Source organism: Bacillus sp. ISL-51 (assembly GCF_018613535.1).
Taxonomy (GTDB): domain Bacteria; phylum Bacillota; class Bacilli; order Bacillales; family Bacillaceae; genus Bacillus.
In genome coordinates this window covers 1-20125 of sequence record NZ_JAGGQB010000004.1, presented here as the reverse complement: position 1 = coordinate 20125, position 20125 = coordinate 1, and the positions used below count along the sequence as shown (strand labels likewise).

21 protein-coding genes, 2 tRNA genes, 1 pseudogene and 1 riboswitch are annotated in these 20125 nt (G+C 45.1%); of the genes and pseudogenes, 13 read left to right on the top strand and 11 right to left on the bottom strand.

Features of this window, described 5'->3' with window-relative positions:
• Positions 1 to 2: 2 nt before the first annotated feature.
• The gene (locus J7E26_RS03790) at positions 3 to 620 is read left to right on the top strand and encodes an NUDIX hydrolase (protein WP_214801415.1); all 618 of its coding nucleotides are present in this window, start codon (positions 3 to 5) and stop codon (positions 618 to 620) included.
• Positions 621 to 669: 49 nt separating this feature from the next.
• On the top strand, positions 670 to 1110 hold the full coding sequence (locus J7E26_RS03785; protein WP_214984768.1) for a methyltransferase domain-containing protein: 441 nt from the start codon (positions 670 to 672) through the stop codon (positions 1108 to 1110).
• Between the two features lie 146 nt (positions 1111 to 1256).
• Here J7E26_RS03785 and J7E26_RS03780 read toward each other — a convergent pair whose 3' ends face one another.
• Both J7E26_RS03780 and J7E26_RS03775 read right to left on the bottom strand, forming a co-directional pair.
• Complete coding sequence (locus J7E26_RS03780) at positions 1257 to 2168, bottom strand: alpha/beta fold hydrolase (RefSeq protein ID WP_214801411.1); 912 nt, start codon at positions 2166 to 2168, stop codon at positions 1257 to 1259.
• A gap of 19 nt (positions 2169 to 2187) precedes the next feature.
• Positions 2188 to 3243, bottom strand: a complete 1056-nt coding sequence (locus J7E26_RS03775; RefSeq protein WP_214813131.1) for a tartrate dehydrogenase — start codon at positions 3241 to 3243, stop codon at positions 2188 to 2190.
• 185 nt (positions 3244 to 3428) lie between these two features.
• Between J7E26_RS03775 and J7E26_RS03770 the strand changes: the two genes are divergently transcribed.
• Together J7E26_RS03770 and J7E26_RS03765 are read left to right on the top strand one after the other, a co-directional pair.
• Complete coding sequence (locus tag J7E26_RS03770; protein ID WP_214801405.1) at positions 3429 to 4106, top strand: GntR family transcriptional regulator; 678 nt, start codon at positions 3429 to 3431, stop codon at positions 4104 to 4106.
• A gap of 183 nt (positions 4107 to 4289) precedes the next feature.
• A complete protein-coding gene (locus tag J7E26_RS03765) occupies positions 4290 to 5480 on the top strand; it encodes a macrolide family glycosyltransferase (RefSeq protein ID WP_214801402.1) in 1191 nt (396 codons plus the stop codon).
• A 78-nt stretch (positions 5481 to 5558) separates the two neighbouring features.
• On the opposite strand, the gene J7E26_RS03760 is transcribed toward J7E26_RS03765, so the two are convergent.
• Positions 5559 to 5834 carry a hypothetical protein gene (locus J7E26_RS03760; protein ID WP_214801399.1) on the bottom strand — a complete coding sequence of 92 codons (276 nt, stop codon included), beginning with the start codon at positions 5832 to 5834 and terminating at the stop codon, positions 5559 to 5561.
• 124 nt (positions 5835 to 5958) lie between these two features.
• Between J7E26_RS03760 and J7E26_RS03755 the strand changes: the two genes are divergently transcribed.
• Entirely contained in the window at positions 5959 to 6228 is a 270-nt protein-coding gene (locus J7E26_RS03755) for a hypothetical protein (protein WP_214813128.1), read from the top strand.
• A 376-nt stretch (positions 6229 to 6604) separates the two neighbouring features.
• Here J7E26_RS03755 and J7E26_RS03750 read toward each other — a convergent pair whose 3' ends face one another.
• Positions 6605 to 6778, bottom strand: coding sequence for a hypothetical protein (locus tag J7E26_RS03750; RefSeq protein ID WP_214801393.1), 174 nt, complete (start codon positions 6776 to 6778; stop codon positions 6605 to 6607).
• A 250-nt stretch (positions 6779 to 7028) separates the two neighbouring features.
• Here J7E26_RS03750 and J7E26_RS03745 point away from each other — a divergent pair, with 250 nt between their 5' ends.
• Complete coding sequence (locus tag J7E26_RS03745; protein ID WP_214801390.1) at positions 7029 to 7595, top strand: YdhK family protein; 567 nt, start codon at positions 7029 to 7031, stop codon at positions 7593 to 7595.
• 53 nt (positions 7596 to 7648) lie between these two features.
• On the opposite strand, the gene J7E26_RS03740 is transcribed toward J7E26_RS03745, so the two are convergent.
• Positions 7649 to 8809: an MFS transporter gene (locus J7E26_RS03740; RefSeq protein ID WP_214813125.1), complete on the bottom strand. Its 1161-nt coding sequence runs from the start codon at positions 8807 to 8809 to the stop codon at positions 7649 to 7651.
• A gap of 54 nt (positions 8810 to 8863) precedes the next feature.
• A riboswitch (purine riboswitch) is annotated at positions 8864 to 8963 on the bottom strand.
• Positions 8964 to 9133: 170 nt separating this feature from the next.
• Here J7E26_RS03740 and J7E26_RS03735 point away from each other — a divergent pair.
• The 3 genes and pseudogenes from J7E26_RS03735 to J7E26_RS03725 all read left to right on the top strand — a co-directional run bounded on the left by J7E26_RS03735 (position 9134) and on the right by J7E26_RS03725 (position 11873).
• Positions 9134 to 9836, top strand: a pseudogene (locus tag J7E26_RS03735) (GntR family transcriptional regulator).
• A gap of 143 nt (positions 9837 to 9979) precedes the next feature.
• Positions 9980 to 10654: a FadR/GntR family transcriptional regulator gene (locus J7E26_RS03730; RefSeq protein WP_214813121.1), complete on the top strand. Its 675-nt coding sequence runs from the start codon at positions 9980 to 9982 to the stop codon at positions 10652 to 10654.
• A gap of 1 nt (position 10655) precedes the next feature.
• Positions 10656 to 11873 carry a CynX/NimT family MFS transporter gene (locus J7E26_RS03725; protein ID WP_214813117.1) on the top strand — a complete coding sequence of 406 codons (1218 nt, stop codon included), beginning with the start codon at positions 10656 to 10658 and terminating at the stop codon, positions 11871 to 11873.
• Positions 11874 to 11962: 89 nt separating this feature from the next.
• Here J7E26_RS03725 and J7E26_RS03720 read toward each other — a convergent pair whose 3' ends face one another.
• The 6 genes from J7E26_RS03720 to J7E26_RS03695 all read right to left on the bottom strand — a co-directional run bounded on the left by J7E26_RS03720 (position 11963) and on the right by J7E26_RS03695 (position 16626).
• Positions 11963 to 12277 (bottom strand): DMT family transporter, encoded by a 315-nt coding sequence (locus J7E26_RS03720; RefSeq protein ID WP_214801375.1) that lies wholly within the window; start codon positions 12275 to 12277, stop codon positions 11963 to 11965.
• On the bottom strand, positions 12277 to 12606 hold the full coding sequence (locus tag J7E26_RS03715) for a DMT family transporter (RefSeq protein WP_214801370.1): 330 nt from the start codon (positions 12604 to 12606) through the stop codon (positions 12277 to 12279). The genes J7E26_RS03720 and J7E26_RS03715 overlap by 1 nt, the downstream gene beginning before the upstream one ends.
• A gap of 72 nt (positions 12607 to 12678) precedes the next feature.
• On the bottom strand, positions 12679 to 13260 hold the full coding sequence (locus tag J7E26_RS03710; protein ID WP_214813115.1) for a TetR/AcrR family transcriptional regulator: 582 nt from the start codon (positions 13258 to 13260) through the stop codon (positions 12679 to 12681).
• A gap of 115 nt (positions 13261 to 13375) precedes the next feature.
• Positions 13376 to 14938 carry an APC family permease gene (locus J7E26_RS03705; RefSeq protein ID WP_214813113.1) on the bottom strand — a complete coding sequence of 521 codons (1563 nt, stop codon included), beginning with the start codon at positions 14936 to 14938 and terminating at the stop codon, positions 13376 to 13378.
• Between the two features lie 274 nt (positions 14939 to 15212).
• The gene (locus tag J7E26_RS03700) at positions 15213 to 16067 is read right to left on the bottom strand and encodes a manganese catalase family protein (protein ID WP_214813111.1); all 855 of its coding nucleotides are present in this window, start codon (positions 16065 to 16067) and stop codon (positions 15213 to 15215) included.
• A gap of 115 nt (positions 16068 to 16182) precedes the next feature.
• Entirely contained in the window at positions 16183 to 16626 is a 444-nt protein-coding gene (locus tag J7E26_RS03695; protein ID WP_214813176.1) for an SRPBCC family protein, read from the bottom strand.
• Between the two features lie 132 nt (positions 16627 to 16758).
• On the opposite strand from J7E26_RS03695, the gene J7E26_RS03690 reads away from it, so the two are divergent.
• The 4 genes from J7E26_RS03690 (at position 16759) to J7E26_RS03675 (ending at position 20102) form a co-directional block, all read left to right on the top strand.
• Positions 16759 to 17760, top strand: a complete 1002-nt coding sequence (locus J7E26_RS03690; protein ID WP_214813109.1) for an NADPH:quinone oxidoreductase family protein — start codon at positions 16759 to 16761, stop codon at positions 17758 to 17760.
• A gap of 444 nt (positions 17761 to 18204) precedes the next feature.
• Positions 18205 to 19626, top strand: coding sequence for a sugar porter family MFS transporter (locus J7E26_RS03685; RefSeq protein ID WP_214813095.1), 1422 nt, complete (start codon positions 18205 to 18207; stop codon positions 19624 to 19626).
• 316 nt (positions 19627 to 19942) lie between these two features.
• A tRNA-Arg gene (locus J7E26_RS03680) sits at positions 19943 to 20019 on the top strand.
• Between the two features lie 9 nt (positions 20020 to 20028).
• Positions 20029 to 20102: transfer RNA gene (locus J7E26_RS03675), tRNA-Gly, on the top strand.
• Positions 20103 to 20125 lie beyond the last annotated feature (23 nt).

The following is a 20125-nucleotide window of genomic DNA, read 5'->3' as shown; positions in this document are numbered from 1 at the left end:
AAATGGAGCCTAAATGGCTTGAGTGGGCAAAGCAGCTTCAATCCATGGCGCAATCGGGACTGGCCTATTCAAAGGATATTTATGATTCAGAAAGATTTGAAGAAATAAGAAAGATAAGCATTGATATCATGGCACATCATACAGAAATCGATAAAACGATAATCAAAGATGTATTTGCCGGTGATACGGGATATGCTACTCCGAAGGTTGATATAAGAGCCGCGGTTTTTAAAGATCAAACCATATTAATGGTCAAAGAAAAAAGTGACGGAAGCTGGGCATTGCCGGGCGGCTGGGCCGATATCGGATTAACTCCGGGCGAGGTCGCTGCCAAGGAAGTAAACGAAGAAGCTGGGCTTGACGTGAAGCCTATCCGATTGTTAGCTGTGATGGATAAGAAATGCCATCCCCATCCGCCGTCTGCTGCACACGTTTATAAAATGTTTATCCAATGCGAGATCATCGGCGGAGGGCTTAAGCAGGGAACTGAAACAAGTGCGGCCGCCTTTTTTGCTGAAACGGAACTGCCGCCATTATCGGCCGCCCGCAATACGAAAAGTCAAATTGAGAGAATGTTTACATACCTCAAACATCCTCAAGAACCCGTTTATTTCGATTAGTGTGAAGAAATGATATCAGGGGGCTGATTATGAAGGATTCACGCCGATAATGGATGTATTGGACATTGCCGCAGGCGGGGGACATACGGCTAACGCTCTTGCTCTTTTCGTGCGCTCCGTTACGGCTTATGACCTGACGGAAGAAATGTTGACAACGGCTGCCGAGTTTATTCGCGGAAACGGATGTACGAACGTTAAGTTCATGAAAGGAGACGCAAAAAAGCTGCCGTTTTCCGACACTGCTTTTAATCTTGTGCCCTACAGAATTGCGGCGCTGCGTGTCTTGAAACCGGGAGGCAGGCTGGTTCTGGTTGATCATACCGTGCCGGAGAATCAGAAATTCGATCAATTTTATAACGATATTGAAAAGGAAAGAGACCCGGGCCATTGGAGAGAGCAGGCTATTGGATTGAAGCGTTCGTTTGTTTTCCAAAACCATTTCACTTTTCCGACTGAAAGTTCCGGCCTGTCTGATGAGAAAACGGCATGATTAGAAAAGAAGCTGCTTGAAGCACCGAAGGAACTGCAAGCATTCTTCTCTGTACAAATCAATCAATCAGGTCGGATTTTTGGTTTTACAGGCGAATCTGCCTGTTTGGAGCGACCCGCCCCATCTGATAAACACTGATAAACACGTTAATCCTTAAAAATCGTTTTTGAAAAATCTAACATTCTGCGGGCAGCTTCTGTCGGTTTTTCCTCGGGGACATAATGGCCGCAGCCTTTCACCTCATACCCGCTGACCTCACGAATCGATTCTCTCCATGTGTCAAGCACGGGCAGGCCGGCTACGTTCCCTTTTTCTCCCCACAGCAAAAGTGTCGGGACATCTAGTTTTTTCTGTAATTTCTTTTCTGAACGATATCTCGGCAAATCAATTTGATAAGCGGCTCTGTAGTCATTGAGCGCTGCCTGGACAGCACCGGGCTGCTTCCAGGCGGCTAAGTATCGGTCCCAGGCGCCGTCTGATGTCAGCAGGTCAAAAAGCCCGTCGCCTCTGCTTAATAAAAATCTCAAATATTCCTCTTCTTTTCCGTTAATTAATTCCTCCGGCAGATGAGGAACGACCTGAAACGTCCAGTGCCAGTATTTTCGTGCCGCTTCAGCCGCCGTTAGAGAATCATAGACGTATTCAGTCGGCATGATATCAATAAGCACTAGGCCGGCCGCCAGTTCCGGGGAATCTAAAGCGAGCCGCCGCGCCACCCTTGCGCCTCTGTCATGCCCGGCAATTAACGCTTTTTGCATATGCAGGCGGCGCATCAGGCCTTGTATATCGCTTGCCATCGTTTTGTTATCATAGCCGTTTATGCCGCTTGGCTTTTCAGAATCGCCGTATCCCCTCATATCAACAGCGATGACTCTATGAGAAGCGGCAAGCGCCGGAATCACATATCGCCACGTCACCCAGCTCTGCGGAAAGCCGTGGAGGAGAATGACAGGGGGAGCATCCTCTTTTCCCGCAAAGACGTAATGAAGGCGGATGCCATTTACCTCAATTGAATCATGGGTCACATGTTTCTCAAAACGCTCACGAAAAGAATCCATTTTCTCTCTCCTCATAAAATTATTTTTTTATTTGAGAAATAATAGCGGAAGTGACGTCCTCTGTTGAATGATGTCCTCCGACATCAGGGGTTAAGAAACCATTGCTTGTGACTGTTTCGATCGATTGTAAAAGGCGGCTGCCCAGTTCTTCTTCCCCGAAAGAGTCGAGCATCAATTTCGCAGTCCATATTTGGCCTATTGGGTTAGCGATGCCTTTACCGACAATATCCGGCGCCGACCCGTGAACAGGCTCAAACATTGACGGGTATTTACCGTTCACATTTATATTCGCTGCCGGAGCGATCCCGACACTTCCCATAATCGCTGCCCCGATATCAGTTAACACATCTCCGAATAAATTCGATGCCACTATGACATCAAAGCGTTCCGGGTGAGTGACAAAAAAGGCGGCTAACGCATCAATATGCTGTGAATCGGTCTGAATATCGGAATAATCCCGGCTGACTTCTTTAAAAATGTCATCCCAAAAAGGCATGGAGTGAAAAATCCCGTTCGATTTGGTCGCGCTCGTGACATGTTTCCTTCGATTTGATGCCAAATCAAATGCATACCGCATCGCTCGTTCCGTTCCTTTGCGTGAGAAGATCGCGTTTTGAATGGCAATTTCGTCTTCGCCCCGAAACATTCTGCCGCCGACAGAGCTGTACTCGCCTTCACTGTTTTCACGAACGACTAATAGGTCAAAGTCCCTCGGGTTCACAAGAGGAGATGTGATTCCCGGCAGCAATTTTGCCGGACGCACATTAATCACCTGCTCAAATTCCCGGCGGATCTTAATGAGCAATCCCCATAGCGAAACATGGTCAGGGACGAGTTTTTGATTTCCCACCGCTCCTAAAAACAATGCATCAAAGTGTTTTAACGTTTCTAATCCATCTTCAGGCATCATTGTTCCATGTTCTAAATAATACTCGCAGCTCCAAGGGAAAGAAGTGAAATTGAATTCAATGCCTCCATGTATTGCGGCGATGGCGTTTAATACACGCTCCGCTTGCGGCACAACCTCTTTTCCGACACCGTCTCCGGGGATGCTGGCAATGCTGTATTTTTTCATGATCAATTCACCTCTGGAATCAATTGTTTTCGGTTTACGGTAGTCCGTCGACCGTCGTTTGATACCAACTCATCTTACTCCACATCCGATACGTTGACAACCTTCGGAATGTTGCTTCCATAGATAAACTGTTATATGATTTTGGTAATAAAAAGGCCCAATTTGTTGAAGAGGTATGAAACCACATGGATAATTTTAAATTAGATAAGCCAACTCCATATTATCTGCAATTTTATTCCCAATTGAAAAAAATGATATTCGACGGGACATTCAAGCCGGGAGAGCGGCTGAACGAAACACAGCTGGCTAAAGATTTCGGAGTCAGCCGGTCGCCGATCAGAGAAGCCATGCGGCTGCTTGAGAAGGACGGCCTGCTGACGGCAGACGATAGAAACGGCTTTGTGATATATTCTTTATCTGTTAAAGATGTTGAAGAGATTTATAAAATCAGGATGTCGCTTGAGTCTCTGGCGGTCGAACTCGTCATCGATGAAGCGGCAGACAGCGAACTCCAATTGATTGAAAAACAGCTTCAGGACACAGAAGAAGCAATCAATACAGGCGTAAAAGAGGCTGAGATCATCGCCTTAAACGAAACGTTCCATCATCTGCTTGTAGATTTCAGCCATAACAGCCACCTGGCCAAGCTGCTTGAGCATGTCAATGTGCTGATTCATTTTTGCAGAGTCCTTAATTTTAAAGGGGATGACCGTGCGGCCGTTATTTTGAATGAGCACCGGAAAGTCTTCGAAGAAATGAAAAAAGGCAATAAAACAAAAGCCGTGCAATATATGACTGACCATCTGCAGCATGATTTGGAGCATTTAAAAGGTGTTCTGAAAGACAAAGAAGCAGATGCATAATGACAAAAGACAAGGAATAAAACAGCCTTGTCTTTTTGTTATGTGAAAAAGCGGAGTGTCACTGAATCGCCATAAAGTCCAGGCGTCCCGGCCCATTTGACAAGGATGTTCCTTGCATGAACTTTTCCGCTTATTTTATGATTGCTGTGGAAGCAACGTAAAAAGGGCAAAGGAGCTTGAGAAATGGCGAAGCATATTTTAATGATAAATTTTCCGGCAGAAGGTCATGTGAATCCTACGTTAGGTATGACAAAGGCCTTTGCTGAACAAGGTGATCACGTTCATTATATCTCCACAGAAAAATTCAAAAGCAGACTGGAAGGAGTAGGCGCGACCGTCCATCTTCACCGTGACCTTCTCAGAACGGCGCATATTGAACCGGGCACCCCATCCGGCATTCTTTCTTTTTTAAAGATACATTTGAAAACGTCACTGGACATTTTAGACATCGTACAGCAATTATCAAAAGAAATTCCATTCGACGCTGTGTATTATGATAAATTCGGTGCGGGAGAGCTGGTCAGAGATTATCTCAAAATTCCCGGAATTTCTTCATCGGCGTCGTTCTTATTCAGCGAAGACCGTCTGAAAATATTGCCTCTGCACCCGGAATCCGGCGTACCGTTTAAATTGGACCGGGAATGTGAAGAGCTGTTGGCGGAGATGAAAGAGAAATACGGTGCAGCGCCTGACAATATGGTTCAATTTATGAACAATACAGGCGAGTTAAACATCGTCTATACAAGCCGATACTTCCAGCCTGAGAGTGAGAGGTTCGGCGAAGACTATTTATTTATCGGTCCCAGCTTTCCGAAGAGAAAAGGGACCATCGACTTCCCGATCGAAGCATTAAAAGACGAGAAAGTGATTTATATATCAATGGGGACGGTGTTAGGGAATACGGAAGAGTTTTTCAGCCTGTGTATAGACGCTTTTGCGGATTTTAAAGGCAAGGTCGTCATTGCAGCTGGAGAAAAAGCGGATCTGTCCAAAATAAAACAAGCGCCTGCGAACTTTATCATCGCTCCGTATGTCCCGCAGCTCGAGGTATTAGAGCAAGCGGATGTGTTCATTACTCACGGGGGAATGAACAGTGTAAATGAAGGCATTCATTTTAATGTGCCGTTAGTGGTGATCCCGCACGATAAAGACCAGCCGATGGTCGCACACCGGCTGACCGAGCTAGAGGCCGGCTATACAATCCCGAAAGATGAAGTAAGCGCAAAAGCGTTAAAACAAGCGGCAGAAGAAGTATTGCACAATGAGAAATACAAAAAAGGGATTCAAGCCATCAATGAAAGCTTTGACGATTGTTTAGATATGAAGGATGTCATGGCGCGGATTGATCAGTTTATTGAGAAGAAAGCCAAATAATCTCCGTCCGAAAAAGCCTGTTTCCGCCACCAAAGGGGAAACAGGCTTTTTTATGGATTTCTGACAGTAAGCTCCCGTTCACAGGATGTTATGTTCTTCATTCGCCAGCTTTACAAGGGCCAGAATAGACTCCGATTGCTGTCTGCCGTGCGTTTTTTCCAGCCGTTCTTTTTCAAATAATTGATGGCCGTAAATACTGACTGATGCCTGATCAACCACAGTATGCCAGTTTTTTCGGCCTCCCTCCGCAGGCGGTTTTGAACCCTGCTCAGAAAACAAGAGGACAAACAGCACAAAGGCGAATACAAGCATCGCTCCTGCCTGATGTTTTTTTCTTTGATTGGATGCTGACATATGATGCCCTCCTTTATATCGTTTTATGTTATTAGATCATATATGAGCTGTCTTTGAAAGAGTAGGGAAGTCATCATTTCGTTTGGTTCAATTGGCATAAACGGTGCCTGAGAGGGGATAAGAAATGAATATTAATATGCTCAACAGAGAACAGTTTGAGAGCGGCTTAGAGGAGATCGGCTGCAGGCATCAAGCGGAAGATATTATCGAAAAAATGAAAGCCTGCGTGACGGAATGCGCCGCTTCGTCGGAACGCTTCCTCATTGAAATACAAACCAAGATGAATCAATACAAGGCGGTTGTCTATGTGATGTTTTCAACGATGGAAATGGCCGGCGCAAAGGAGAACGAGAAGCATGTTGAGTTTGAAGCCTGCATGTTACTGTGTGAATAAGTGACGTGTGAAAACCGCCCGAATACGCCTCCATAGGTATTTCTTCATGCGAGGTAAGAATGGCCTTTTGTCCTGCTTGACGATAAGTGTTTCTAAATAAACTGAGCTGATATGATCTTTTTTGGCTTTCCAATACAAATTTTTTCCGCGGTTTACAGAAAATATATCGGCACATACTCATTTCAAGATGACACACATGCATCTGTGACGGTAAAAGAAACCCGTCTGTCTATAAAAATAGACGAACAAACTGGAACTAACCGCAGCACATTTTATCTTGTTTCAGGACGGCAGGGAAGAAACAGCGATCCGCTTAACAAAATGACATACAAACTAAAATCGCCGTCCTCAATAGACGGCGATTTTTAATAAAAGGTCAGGACCCTTTCACAATGTGAAATCTTCTTTTCGGCTTTGCCATAAAAATAGTAGAGAAAATCATAGCCCCAAGCATCGTTATGTATTCCATATATAGAGAAATATCTGCCAATACAATCCCTGTAACCATCAAAATAACGCCCAATACCACCGTAAAAACCTTCGTTTTCATGATGAGATCCCCCCATTTGCTAATAATTGAATTATACAGCATTTCCATTAATGTGTACATTTTGTGAACAAATTCACCTGTTCAATGACGCAATCTTATAAATCCAAGAGTCATATGGAGGTTTTGCGGACCTCCATAGAGTATAGAAACTTTAGGGGTGCCTTCAGTGGTGATAAAAATAAAAAAATTTGGTTTTAGGGAAGAGTCATAGGGGTAAAGTAAAAAATCATAGGTAAAGGAGCTCTTAAAAATGAAAGCGAAATCATTCTTATTCAGCATGTTTCTGCTCATTCCCGTCTTGGTGCTTGGAGGGTGCAACAGCCAATCGTCGGGCAGCAGCAAAAAAGGACAAGACAAGGATATGCATTCTCATGAAGACATGAATCATTCAGGCACATCCGAAGTGCCAAAGGGATTAAAGGAAGCGAAAAATCCGACTTATAAAGCAGGCAGCGATGTCATGATTCTGGCTTCTCATATGAAAGGCATGAAAAATGCACAAGGAACCGTAACCGGAGCATATGATACGACTGTTTACAGCGTTTCATATACACCGACAACGGGAGGAAAACGTGTTGAAAACCACAAGTGGGTCATTCAGGAGGAATTGAAGGGCGCCGGAGATAAAACGTTAAAACCGGGTGATAAAGCCGCATTGGAGGCTTCCCATATGAAAGGCATGAAGGGAGCCGAAGCCGTCATTGACTCAGCCAAAAAGACAACCGTTTATATGGTCGACTATACACCGACAACCGGCGGGAAAAAAGTAACCAATCATAAATGGGTGACAGAAGACGAGCTTACAGCCGCAAAATAAAGAAACCGCAAAAGAGCCAAAGGACTATCTTTGGTTTTTTTGCGGTCTTTTCTTCATGCAGATTTACTTTTCAAAGCGGGCCTTGTTAAAGAAAATACGGCTAACCCGACAGCGATGATGACAATCAAACCTCCGCACCATGCCGTTGATATGACGGAGCCTGTTTGTCCGATCACACCGCCCCCAATGGCTGACCCGAGCGCAATGCCGATCTGTAAAGCAGAAGTGTTAAAGCTCTGCTGAATATCGGAGGATTCAGGGGCAATACGGATTAAATAGCTTTGCTGCGCAGGCGCGAGGCTCCAGCTGAGCAATCCCCAAATGACCATCGCAGGCAAGAAAATAACCAGAGACACCGTCGTTAACGGAAGGATGAACAGGATAACGGCAAATGATACGGTCACAAGCAAAATGCTTTTAAACGATCCTAAACGGTCAGAGAGCCAGCCTCCAAACGGTCCTCCGCATACAGCTGATATCCCGAATAGGAAGTAACACACACTGACCCAAACAGAATCCAGATGAAGCGTCGCTTCTAAAAAGGGCGCAAAGTAGGCATAAAGCGTGTAGTGCCCGGCCAATGTAAACAAGGTGACAAGATGTGCGCTCGCAATTTTGGCGCTGCCGATCGTCTTGATTTGCTCACGAAACGGAATCATCTTTTCAGCCGGTATTTTCTCAAAAAAGATGCTGATAATGAGCATGGAGAGAAGAGATAATAACCCGATCCCTAAAAATAAAACACGCCAGCCGAAGGAATTGCTGATGATAATTCCAACCGGCACGCCTAAAGCGATTGCGGAGCTGAAGCCCATGAAAATAATGCCGATCGCCCGCGCTCTGTATTCAGGCGCGACAATTTTAGGCGCAATGGTTAGAGACAGAACCACAATCAGCCCCGTGCTCATGGAAGCCAGCACCCGAGACATCATAAGTACAGCGAAATTCGGGCTGAAGTAAGCGACAAGATTACTCAAAAAGAAGATAAACAGTGCGATTAAATAAAGCCGCTTTCGTTCAGCCTTTGCCGTCGCTGCTAAGAGCAGCGGGCCGGAGATGGCATAACCAAGAGCAAACACGCTGATCAGCTGTCCCGCGCTCACAATGGATATGTGCAAGTCGGAAGCGATTTGGGGGAGGATGCCGCCCACAATTAATTCAACCAATCCGACTGAAATTGTAGATGCTGCAAGCAGAAAAACTTTGAAATTCATATACAGTACTCCTTTTTTTATTTTTTAGAAAATAAAAAATCCTGATTACAAAAAATGTACGAGACAAATTTTTGTAATCAGGATTTTACGGTTCCTGGTAGACACCCTCAAACCATATCATTGAGGTTATACAATAATTCAGTATTCATTGTTTCTGCAAAAAATTCTACCATAATAGTGAGACAGATTCCATAGCAAAATGGAGGAAATCCTTTCAAATTCGATTACAGTCAGATGTAAGAGTCATTGATGAAGAGGTGAAAAAAATTTATGATAGCCGTAAGGAGTCTATAGAGATCAACATTATACAGCCGGAGGAAACCGATGAATAAGTACGAAAGAATCGCCAATGAAATGAGAACGAGGATTAAAAGCAATAGATATGCCATAGATCAGCCGATCCCTGATGAACTGACGCTTGCAGAAGAATTCGGATGCAGCCGGATGACGATGAAGCGTGCTCTTGATACGCTTGCGGCCGAGGGCCTGCTTTTCAGAAAAAGAGGGCACGGCACTTTTATCATTCAATCGGCCATGCAGGACGAGCATGTGCACGTGGTCAGCAATGAAATTCTCGGCTTAAGCAATCTGTTAAAAGACAAAGACGTAAAAAGCAGGGTTATCCGGTTTGAAGTGCAATTTCCGTCACAGGAGGTTGCCGCGCATCTAGCAATTAATGAAAAAACCCCGGTTTATTACGTAGTGAGGCTGAGAATTGTAGAAGGTGAGCCGTACGTTCTGGAAAAAACGTACATGCCGGCAAGCCTGATCCCCGGCATTAATGACGAAGTGCTGAATCACTCCATTTATGATCATATTACGAACGGTCTCCACCTGAAAATCGCCGGAACTCACAGAAAAATCAGGGCGTGTAAATCAGATCAGATGGATCAGCAATATCTTGGCTGCCAATCGGATGACCCGATCCTCGAAGTAGAGCTTAGATAACGGCACGCCCTTCGAATATTCCTTTTCCCGCCACAGCCATGACAAGTTTGTCGTGACGTCTGTGAATATAAAGCGTTAATGAAAAGCTGTCAAAGAGTGAGGCAAATAAACTCGCTCTTTTTTTTTACGGGCTGAATCAGCCGCTCCCCGATTTACACCGCTCTTTTTCTATGTTATATTACCCAATGATAGAATCATCCTACAAATTGAAGAGGTGTTTTTATGGATATATCAAAAACAAGCAGACTGTCGCTCGTAGAGCAGGTCGTGTCTCAAATTGAATCGTTAATTCAGTCGGATAAATGGCCGGTCGGAACGCGTATTCCCCCAGAGCTTGATTTAATGAAGCAGTTTGATGTCAGCCGAAATACGCTGAGAGAGGCTATCCGGGCGCTCGTTCACGCCGGTCTGCTTCAGACAAAACAGGGGAGCGGTACATATGTCAGTTCATCCAGTGCCCTTGGTGCGGCATTTTACCGTCATATTAAAAAATCAAATTTGCTGGAAACATTAGAGGTCAGATATGCGTTAGAACGGGAAGCCGCGCGATTGGCGGCCCTGAGACGCACTGATGAAGATCTCAAAGTGCTCACCGCATGCCTTGATGAATGTGAAGCAGCGATAAAAACCGAAGACCGAAAAGTGTACGCGGAAGCGGATATTAATCTGCATAAAGCCGTCGTGCAGGCGGCCCATAACATTATGCTGTCAGATCTGTATGAGCATATGACAGAGGCGCTCTATATGTCGGTCCATAATCTTTTGGAAATCACCCCTGATATCCGGGTCCACAGTCAGCTCGTTACGGCGATTATCGGACAAAAAGCGGATCAGGCCATGGAGGCCGTGAACCAATACATCACAGGATTTAAAGATACAATACACATGGAGGATTAATATGAATGCTGAACAAGTCGAACATCAAGAGATAAAAGCAAATCAACGTAAGAAAATGATATTGCTGATCATCGGAGTCATTTTTATAGGAGCGAACCTCAGAGCGCCTCTTACATCAGTCGGACCGCTGGTTGCGTCCATTCGGGACAGCTTAGGCATGTCTAATGCGGCTGCCGGAACCATTACGACCGTGCCGCTGCTTGCCTTTGCATGCCTGTCGCCTTTTGTTCCTTTATTATCCAGACGGTTTGGGACGGAACTTGTCTTGCTGTCTTCATTAATTGTACTGACAGCCGGTATCCTTCTGCGATCATCAGCCGGGATCGGCACTCTGTTTTTCGGAACGGTTTTATTGGGATTATCGATCGCCGTATGCAACGTGCTGCTGCCGAGTCTGATTAAACACAGATTTTCGGGGAATTTAGGCGTCATGACCGGCATTTACTCTGTTTCTATGAATCTATGCGGCGCCATTGCGTCAGGTATCAGTGTTCCGATTGCCTCTTTAGCAGGCTTTGGCTGGAAAGGCGCGCTCGGCTGCTGGGGAATTCTTTCTCTTATTGCGCTCGTCATGTGGATTCCGCAAATGAGAGGCCGGGAAATACCTGCCGGCGCGTTAGGTGCGGAAGGCCGGAAGAAAAACAGCCTTTTGCGGTCACCGTTAGCTTGGAAGGTGACATTGTTTATGGGGCTGCAATCCCTTATTTTTTATACAGTGATTGCGTGGCTTCCGGAGATTCTTCAGCAGAAAGGACTCAGCTCAAGCACAGCTGGCTGGATGCTGTCATTAATGCAGTTCTCGGTTCTTCCGATTACCTTTATTGTGCCGATTATCGCGGCTAAGATGAAAAACCAGCGTGCACTCGCCGGACTGACGGCTTTATGTTTCCTCATCGGAATAGCCGGAGTCCTCGGCGGAAGTGCGGCCCTTACTCCATTATGGGTCATCATGATCGGAATAGCCGGGGGGTGCGCGTTCAGTTTGGCGATGATGTTTTTCAGCCTGCGGACACAGCATGTCCATGAAGCCGCCGCGCTTTCCGGAATGGCTCAATCATTCGGATATCTGCTTGCAGCGTTCGGCCCACTCGTGTTCGGACTGCTGCATGACGTCACGCACGGCTGGACGATGCCGTTATTCATGCTGATTGCAGTATCCGTTCTTATTCTCATTTTCGGTTTGGGAGCGGGTAAAGCCGAACAGATTACAACAAAATAAACACGCGAAAAAGCCAAGGACGCAGCCTGAGTCCTTGGCTTTTTATTAAAAAATAAAATGATCCGTTTTGCCGTTTTAAAGATGATTTGTCATGTCGTCAGCTTTAAGCCGACGACGCCGACGAGAATAAGACCGAGCGACACCAGTTGTGACAGATTGAACCGTTCCTTAAACCAAAAAATACCGACGGCTGTCACACCGATGCTTCCCATACCGGTCCAAGCCGCATACGCGACACCTGTCGGGAGAACTTGCATCGCTTTAGAAAGGCAAAAGAATGATAGCATAAAGCCAAGAACCATGACAATCAGCGGCCACTTTTTCTTCATGCCGTCAATATGCTTCATGGCAACGGCCGCCACAACTTCTTCTGCCCCGGCAATAAATAACAACAGCCAAGCCATTAGTGTTCACCCCTTGTTTTATTTTCTTTCGTAAATAATTTCATTCCTAAAATTCCGGACAGCAGCAGGGTCAAAAAGAAGATTTGCCCGATGGAAAAGGATTCGCCTAAAAAGACGCCCGTTACGTAAGTGCCGACAGTGCCTATGCCGACAAAAACGGTGTACGCCGCAGCCATCGGAATTTTTTTGTACGAGCGAATCAGCAGCAGAAAACTGACGGCTATCAACAGAAAGATGATAATCCAATCAAAAAGCGAATCTGCATATTTAAGGGCAGATGCCCAAACTACTTCTAACAGTCCGGCTATCAATACAAGCAGCCAATACATGATTTATACACCTCTATTATGAATGAATGTCAGTCATTATTATGGCGGACAAAAATGATCGGTGCATGCCAATCATTTTTGCAAGCTTCTTTTGAGAAAACTGAAGATCTCTTCTTTATATACATCGAGACCGACGTCCTGTTCACAGCCGATATAAAACCGTTCTGCCGTATTTTCGACAACGTTGATAATCGTTCTGGCCGTCCATCTCACATTAATGCCGCTGATGACCTCATTATGTTGAATCGCTGTACTAATGATGCCCTCAAGCCAAGAATAATAAGGCTGATAGATGGCTTCCCATTTTTCCATGGAATGGTCGATGGCAAGGCCTGAATAACATAGGACGATGATATCTTTATGAAGATGGGTGATGTGAAATGTCTCATCAACCAAAATGTCCAAAACAGTCCAAAAATCCTCAGTTCCGTCTATTTTTCCTTTGATTTTATCCAGCGTCATATGAAGCAGATTCTCTGCAATGGCTGAAATCAATGCGTTTTTAGAAGAAAAATATAAGTAAAAAGTGCCCTGGGCTGTTCCGGCTCTTTTCACGATTTCTGAAATGGAGGCTTTGTCTAAACCCTTTTCAGAAATCACTTCAATCGCCGCTTGCAGGATTTTTTCATATTTTCCCGAGTTTTGTTTTGCCATAGAGAGGCGGCCCTCCTTTTATGAATGACTGTCATTCATTTTATCGTATTTTCTCTTTTTTGTCACCCATAAAACAAAAATACCGGAAAGAAGCAGATCTTCTTTCCGGCATCCTTCATTTATCACTGTCAATCATAGCCTTAGGCAGACCCGTATATTTCGCCCAGTAATAAATACAAAGCGAACCGATCGCAATCAAAATAAGGTCAAGCGGATTACTGATAATACCCAATCCGTGGCCGAAGGACCCGATATAAGAAAAAATCAGCATCATGACGTAAAAACCGACAATCCACCAAGCCGACTTCAACTGCTGCCGTAAGCTGACGTCTTCCTTAGGAGCGTACTTGCTGAAGCAGAGGTAGACCAAAAACATGACAATTTGAGAACCGAGAAGCCAAGAAACGGTGTTCCACCCGGACCAATACACAATATAAGATGTGAATATAAACGACAGCGGCCCGATGATGCTCATGCCTTTCAAATAAAACGGGCGATCAATATTTTTCGCGTTTACCCGCAGTGCGGCCGAGGAAATCGGCGCAATGGCGTAGGAAAGGATTAACGCAACGGAGCACACGTTAACGAGCGCATTCCATGAAGGGAAGGGCAGCGTCCAAAAAACAGCCAGCCCGAACGAGAGCCACAGAGAGGCCCGCGGAGTTCCCGTTTCTTTATTGACCTTGGAAAAAATACTGAATAACGTTCCGTTTCTCGCCCAGGCATAAACGAGGCGTGAAGTCGTATTCATAAAGATATTCCCGTTTCCGCCCGGAGATAAAATCGCATCTAAAATGACCAATGTCGCCAGCCATCCTAAACCGAGGATAACCGCAATATCTTTGAACGGAAGAGAAAGTTCTTTGCCGATCGCCGGCCAGCCATGCTTTAACGTTTCTGCCGGAATGGCACCGATAAAGGTGATCTGCAGAACCGTGTAAATAATGGTGGAAACGATAATACACACAATTAATGCGATCGGGATGTTGCGCTTCGGGTTCTGCACTTCACTTGCGACAGCCACAATGGGGTGAAGACCGAGATAAGCAAACATGACGCCGCCTGTAGAAATCGCGGCCTGAATGCCGGTAAAACCAAAAGGAGCAAATCCGTGAACGGACATATTGCCAGGGTGAAAATGAAAAATCAATACAACAATAACAGTAATCGGAACGACATATTTAAAAATAGAAATAATGAAGTTTGCTTTGGCAAAGGTTTTGACACTCCAATAATTCAGGAGAAAGAACAGGCAAAGCAAAGCAAATTGTAAGATCCAGCCCGCAATTGTCGGCGAATCAGACCCTTTTATCGTTAAACCGGGAAACCAATACGCCACGTATTGGCGGACTGCCGTCACTTCAATGGAAATGAGGCTTGTGTAAGCCACAATGGTAACGAATGAAATTAAATACCCGACGAGATGTCCGTGTGAATAGACGGGATACCGGATAATGCCTCCGGTTCGCGGCAGGGCGGCTCCCAGCTCCGCATACACCAAGCCGATTAACAAAATAATTCCGCCGCCGATCAGCCAGGAAAATGCGCCTGAGGGCCCTGCTTTGGATGCAACATTACTGACGGCAAACAGCCAGGCTGAACCGAATATAGCTCCCATGCCGATTAAAATGAGATCAAAAAGTGAGATTGATTTCTGAAAGTTTCCTTGCTTAGACATTCGCTGCCTCCTTAGAAAAGACATTGTTACTTTTACATAGTTCCCATTATCATTTGAACATACCCATCGATAGGCTGGAAAATTAGGTAAACATTCTCCGTCAAGCGGATCGGAGATGAAGGTATGTATAGAAGGGTGTTCAAACAATGGAGAGACTTGATACGGCCGTATGTCAAGATCTCCACGCTTATATTCCCCCTTTTTGTCACAATCAAACATCATTCCGTTTACAATTCAACAAAAAAGAACCCAAGCTCGTCACTTGGGCGCCTCTTTACGCGTTCATATCTTTCAGTCCGGGACTGTGCTCATTCGGCAGTTCAGGCAGCTCAGGAACAGGGAATTCGTTAGGCGGCTCTGACACACTTAATTCGCCCCCGTTTCTGCTTGGGGTCGTTCCCTGCAGAATTTCTCCGATCCGGGTGGAATCCAATCTGAAATTAAATTGGGTATTATGATACCCCATCTCGACAAATTTACGGCATTCCGGATATTTCTCAATATCATAATTCGGAACAGGGAATAATTTGCCCCATTCAACGCCGAGTGTTTCCAGCGCTTTTGTGAACGCGTTTTGATGGGCGTTGTCACGAACAATCAGGAAACCGAGTGTTTCTCTGAACGTCTGATTAGAGCTCATTTCATAAATTCTTGTTTTTTGCAGCACCCCGGTTGATTCGAGCACTACATTGTCCAATAAGTCGGCGATTAAATTCCCGTGGCTGTATACCCAAGAGCCGTTCCAAGGATTTCCGCCGGCGTCAACGGGCAAAGAGCTTTGCGCTCCGATAATATAATGGTGCGGATTGGCATGTTTCACAGCTTCATCAAGCGGCGCCTGATCTGAAGCCTGATTTCCGGCTCCCTCAGCGCCGCTCTCATCAAGCAGGGCGTTAATCGTATGCTGGACAAGCTCGACATGAGCGATTTCTTCTAAAAATACGCCGCGGAGCAAGTCGCGGAATTGCTTTTCTTTCCCTCTGAAATTAGAGCTTTGGAAAAAGTATTGCATCATTGTGCGCATTTCACCGTAATGTCCGCCTAAAATTTCCTGCAGCACCTTGGCGGCTGCCGGGTCCGGCTTGTCCGGCTTAATAATGTTAATCAGACCTTCTTTGTAATAGTACATAAACAGCACTCCCCATCATGTATATTCGATTTCTGCTGTTAGTGTCTTTACAAATTCGGTTTTTATGTATAAACACAATAAAAAGGGGCGGAAGCACATTCCGCCCATGTCTGATTTAAGCCTCAACCGCTGCCCGAAGCTTATCACTGACAAGCCCTTTCCATCCGTTATCCATCGTACTGTGAATGTCGGAGCTTTTTCGATTCACTTTATTAATGACTTCGTCTGCTTTTTTCCAGCCGCCGTGAATAAGAGTGAATTCCGTATCTCCGTTCTCCATTTCTTTTAAAACAAATGAAACGATCCAGCCCTCCGTATCCCATGAAAAAGAAAGGCGGTAAGGGGGCTCGATATCCAATAGCTTGCACGGAGAAGGGCCGAATGGAGATTCAAGCTGAAACTCGCTGCCCTCTTCAGGCGTAAAATCATTCGGCATAAACCAGAGGGCCAGTCCGTCCGCAGTTGCGACGGTATCCCAGACGACTTGCATCGGCGCCTTTAAAACGACAGTATGGGTTATATCAGGTAATTCTGTATTGTTCTTTTGCTTGTCAGACATCATTCAACCACTCTTTCACTTTTTTTCTTTTTGATCATACTACAACAGGGCGGGAAATTTGAAATGAAACCAAACTTATTCTATGCTTTTTCAAAGCAGTTCAATCAATTTTCATGTTAAGGAGACGTAATGATGACAAATCAATTTAACGCATTGGTAGCGGATCAACAAGAGAAACAATTCTCAGTAAGCGTTAAGAAACTGACTGTTGATGATCTGCCCAAGGGGGAAGTGCTGATAAAAGTTTGCTACTCAGGAGTAAATTATAAAGACAGCCTCGCTGCTATCCCAGACGGAAATATTGTAACGTCTTATCCTTTTGTGCCGGGCATTGATTTAGCAGGAATCGTTCTATCCTCAGAAGATGCCCGTTTTAAAAAAGGGGACAAGGTGATTGCGACAAGCTACGGAATTGGTGTTTCCCATTTCGGCGGTTACAGCGAGCTTGCCCGTATTCCTGCTGACTGGATTGTGCCGCTCCCGGAGGGCCTTACGCTCAAAGAAGCCATGATTATTGGAACCGCCGGTTTTACAGCCGCTCTGTCCGTACAGCGGCTTGAAGAAAATCATGTAACACCTGAAAAAGGCAAGGTGCTTGTCACAGGAGCGACAGGAGGAGTCGGCAGCTTTGCTGTTTCTATTCTCGCTTCCGGCGGCTATGATGTGGAGGCCAGTACGGGAAAAGAAGATGAAAGCGATTATTTAACACAACTGGGCGCGAAAACGGTAATTCACCGGGACGAAGTCTGCGACGGCAAACTAAAAGCATTGCGAAAGCAAAAATGGGCTGCCGCCGTTGATCCGGTCGGGGGTGAACCGCTCGCAGCGCTCCTCAGCCAAATCCAGTACGGCGGCTCAGTGGCAGTAAGCGGACTGACAGCCGGAACAAAACTCCCGGCTACAGTATTTCCGTTCATATTACGGGGTGTAAACCTGCTCGGTATCGATTCTGTCTTTTGTCCGATGGAAACAAGGCAGAAAACATGGCGGCGCTTGGCTGAAAACTTCAAGCCATCCGATCTGGAAGCCTTCATCCAAAATGAAATAACACTAGAACAGCTTCCTGATATTCTTCCTGTTCTGCTGAAAGGCGAAGCGAGAGGAAGAACCATTGTGAAGCTGAACGAAGAATAATAAAAAGTCCTCAATTTGTAAATTGGGGACTTTTATTTGGATGTAACCATTTTCTTGTGGAAAAACGAATGATTATTGAGTATGTTAGGAAAATTTGCTGATTTTAAAATTTATTTGGTCATTTGTAGGTTATATAAAGATAAATTATAAAATTTTCTGAAATATTTATTGACTGAAAGCGCTTTTAAAATTATGATAATTACAGAAGTGCCAATAATATCATTATAACTTTACTATAAAATAACTATAAAATAACAACAATAATATGAAAGGAGAGAGTGGACATTAGCCATTAATGACAACGCTTTCAATTAGAGATTAATCTTTTCCTTCATATAATGCTGTTTTTTGTCGGTCAAAAGAATGAAAAATCAAATTAGGTGCCGGTGTGGATGACTGAATATTTAGAGAATGGTCTTACATGAAAAATAGGAGGATTTGAAGATGAATAAACAAAGCAGCCAGAATTCATTTCTGCGTACCATTATTTTAGTATCAACCTTTGGAGGCCTTCTTTTCGGATATGACACAGGTGTGATTAATGGGGCGCTGCCTTTTATGACGGAAGCCGATCAGCTTAACCTTACAGCGCTGACTGAAGGTATGGTGGCAAGCTCTTTGCTTCTGGGTGCTGCAATCGGTGCGGTTTTCGGAGGACGGCTGTCAGATTTCAACGGCAGGCGGAAAAATATAATCTTGCTTGCCGTATTGTTCTTTGTGTCGACGCTAGGGTGCACGTTAGCGCCAAACGTCACTATGATGATCATCTTCCGTTTTCTGTTAGGTATTGCTGTAGGGGGAGCTTCGGTAACGGTTCCTGCATATCTGGCTGAAATGTCTCCTGCTGAAAGCCGCGGCCGGATGGTCACCCAAAACGAATTAATGATCGTAACCGGGCAGCTGTTAGCCTTCACTTGCAATGCGGTGATCGGCAATGTCCTCGGTGACACCTCTCATGTTTGGCGTTACATGCTTGTCATTGCGGCGCTTCCTGCGGTGTTTTTATTTGTCGGTATGTTCAAAGTGTCGGAGAGTCCGCGCTGGCTTGTTTCTAAAGGAAGAAAAGAAGAAGCTCTTCATGTGCTTAAGCGAATCCGTGATGAAAAGAAGGCCCGGTCTGAGCTGGAAGAAATCGAATCCGCTTTCAATAAAGAAGCAGAAATAGAACAGGCGACATTTAAAGATCTGACGGTTCCTTGGGTGCGCCGTATTGTGTTCATCGGAATCGGGATTGCGGTTGTACAGCAGATAACGGGCGTAAACTCAATTATGTACTACGGCACTCAAATTCTAAAAGACGCCGGTTTCCAAACTGAAGCGGCTCTTGTGGGAAATATCGCGAACGGAGTCATTTCGGTGCTTGCGACTTTTGCGGGGATATGGCTCCTTGGAAAAGCCGGCCGGCGTCCGATGCTGATCACAGGGCTGATTGGAACAACCACGGCGCTTCTGCTTATCGGCATTATGTCTATCTTGCTTGAAGGTTCCCCGGCTCTTCCTTATGTTGTCCTGGCATTAACCGTTAGTTTCCTTGCTTTTCAGCAGGGTGCGATATCTCCTGTGACGTGGCTTATGCTGTCGGAAATTTTCCCGCTTCGTTTGCGGGGTCTGGGCATGGGAGTAACCGTATTTTGTCTCTGGATCGTTAACTTCTTCATTGGTTTAACCTTTCCGGTTCTGCTCGCGAACATCGGGCTGTCCGCCACATTCTTCATATTTGTTGCTTTAGGGCTTGCGTCTATCATGTTCGTGAAAAAGTTCCTGCCGGAAACAAAAGGCTTGTCGCTCGAGCAGCTTGAACAAAACTTCCGTACGTACCATAAAGCGAATAAACAAAATAGCGCCGAAGCAAAAGTAAGCGGCTGATCAAAAGAAAAGCGGGGTTCTTCGGACTCCTGCTTTTCTTAATGGAATATTATATAGAAGAAATGAACAGCTTGAAAAAAGTTTCGTAAAAAGTATTGACCCAATTAATCAGCCATGGTATATTATTAAACGTCGCTGATGAACAACGCGATAACAGCAAGTGAGAAAGTAAAGATAATATCCTTTCTAAAAAAAGCTTTACAAACTTTCTAAAACGTGTATAATAAGTGAGGTTGAGATAAACCTCGAAAGAAAAAATAAAAAAACACTTGACTTCATCGCTGATTGATAGTATGATAGTTAAGTCGCCTGATAAGCGCCCGTAGCTCAATTGGATAGAGCGTTTGACTACGGATCAAAAGGTTAGGGGTTCGACTCCTCTCGGGCGCGCCAATTAAAAATGCGGGTGTAGTTTAGTGGTAAAACCTCAGCCTTCCAAGCTGATGTCGTGAGTTCGATTCTCATCACCCGCTCCATTAAAATGATCTTTGAAAACTAA

Bases quoted from the DNA above. Each gene is read 5' to 3' on its own strand.
- J7E26_RS03790 (WP_214801415.1), top strand. From the start codon at position 3: ATGGAGCCTAAATGGCTTGAGTGGGCAAAGCAGCTTCAATCCATGGCG.
- J7E26_RS03785 (WP_214984768.1), top strand. From the start codon at position 670: ATGGATGTATTGGACATTGCCGCAGGCGGGGGACATACGGCTAACGCT.
- J7E26_RS03780 (WP_214801411.1), bottom strand. From the start codon at position 2,168: ATGGATTCTTTTCGTGAGCGTTTTGAGAAACATGTGACCCATGATTCA.
- J7E26_RS03775 (WP_214813131.1), bottom strand. From the start codon at position 3,243: ATGAAAAAATACAGCATTGCCAGCATCCCCGGAGACGGTGTCGGAAAA.
- J7E26_RS03770 (WP_214801405.1), top strand. From the start codon at position 3,429: ATGGATAATTTTAAATTAGATAAGCCAACTCCATATTATCTGCAATTT.
- J7E26_RS03765 (WP_214801402.1), top strand. From the start codon at position 4,290: ATGGCGAAGCATATTTTAATGATAAATTTTCCGGCAGAAGGTCATGTG.
- J7E26_RS03760 (WP_214801399.1), bottom strand. From the start codon at position 5,834: ATGTCAGCATCCAATCAAAGAAAAAAACATCAGGCAGGAGCGATGCTT.
- J7E26_RS03755 (WP_214813128.1), top strand. From the start codon at position 5,959: ATGAATATTAATATGCTCAACAGAGAACAGTTTGAGAGCGGCTTAGAG.
- J7E26_RS03750 (WP_214801393.1), bottom strand. From the start codon at position 6,778: ATGAAAACGAAGGTTTTTACGGTGGTATTGGGCGTTATTTTGATGGTT.
- J7E26_RS03745 (WP_214801390.1), top strand. From the start codon at position 7,029: ATGAAAGCGAAATCATTCTTATTCAGCATGTTTCTGCTCATTCCCGTC.
- J7E26_RS03740 (WP_214813125.1), bottom strand. From the start codon at position 8,809: ATGAATTTCAAAGTTTTTCTGCTTGCAGCATCTACAATTTCAGTCGGA.
- J7E26_RS03730 (WP_214813121.1), top strand. From the start codon at position 9,980: ATGGATATATCAAAAACAAGCAGACTGTCGCTCGTAGAGCAGGTCGTG.
- J7E26_RS03725 (WP_214813117.1), top strand. From the start codon at position 10,656: ATGAATGCTGAACAAGTCGAACATCAAGAGATAAAAGCAAATCAACGT.
- J7E26_RS03720 (WP_214801375.1), bottom strand. From the start codon at position 12,277: ATGGCTTGGCTGTTGTTATTTATTGCCGGGGCAGAAGAAGTTGTGGCG.
- J7E26_RS03715 (WP_214801370.1), bottom strand. From the start codon at position 12,606: ATGTATTGGCTGCTTGTATTGATAGCCGGACTGTTAGAAGTAGTTTGG.
- J7E26_RS03710 (WP_214813115.1), bottom strand. From the start codon at position 13,260: ATGGCAAAACAAAACTCGGGAAAATATGAAAAAATCCTGCAAGCGGCG.
- J7E26_RS03705 (WP_214813113.1), bottom strand. From the start codon at position 14,938: ATGTCTAAGCAAGGAAACTTTCAGAAATCAATCTCACTTTTTGATCTC.
- J7E26_RS03700 (WP_214813111.1), bottom strand. From the start codon at position 16,067: ATGTACTATTACAAAGAAGGTCTGATTAACATTATTAAGCCGGACAAG.
- J7E26_RS03695 (WP_214813176.1), bottom strand. From the start codon at position 16,626: ATGTCTGACAAGCAAAAGAACAATACAGAATTACCTGATATAACCCAT.
- J7E26_RS03690 (WP_214813109.1), top strand. From the start codon at position 16,759: ATGACAAATCAATTTAACGCATTGGTAGCGGATCAACAAGAGAAACAA.
- J7E26_RS03685 (WP_214813095.1), top strand. From the start codon at position 18,205: ATGAATAAACAAAGCAGCCAGAATTCATTTCTGCGTACCATTATTTTA.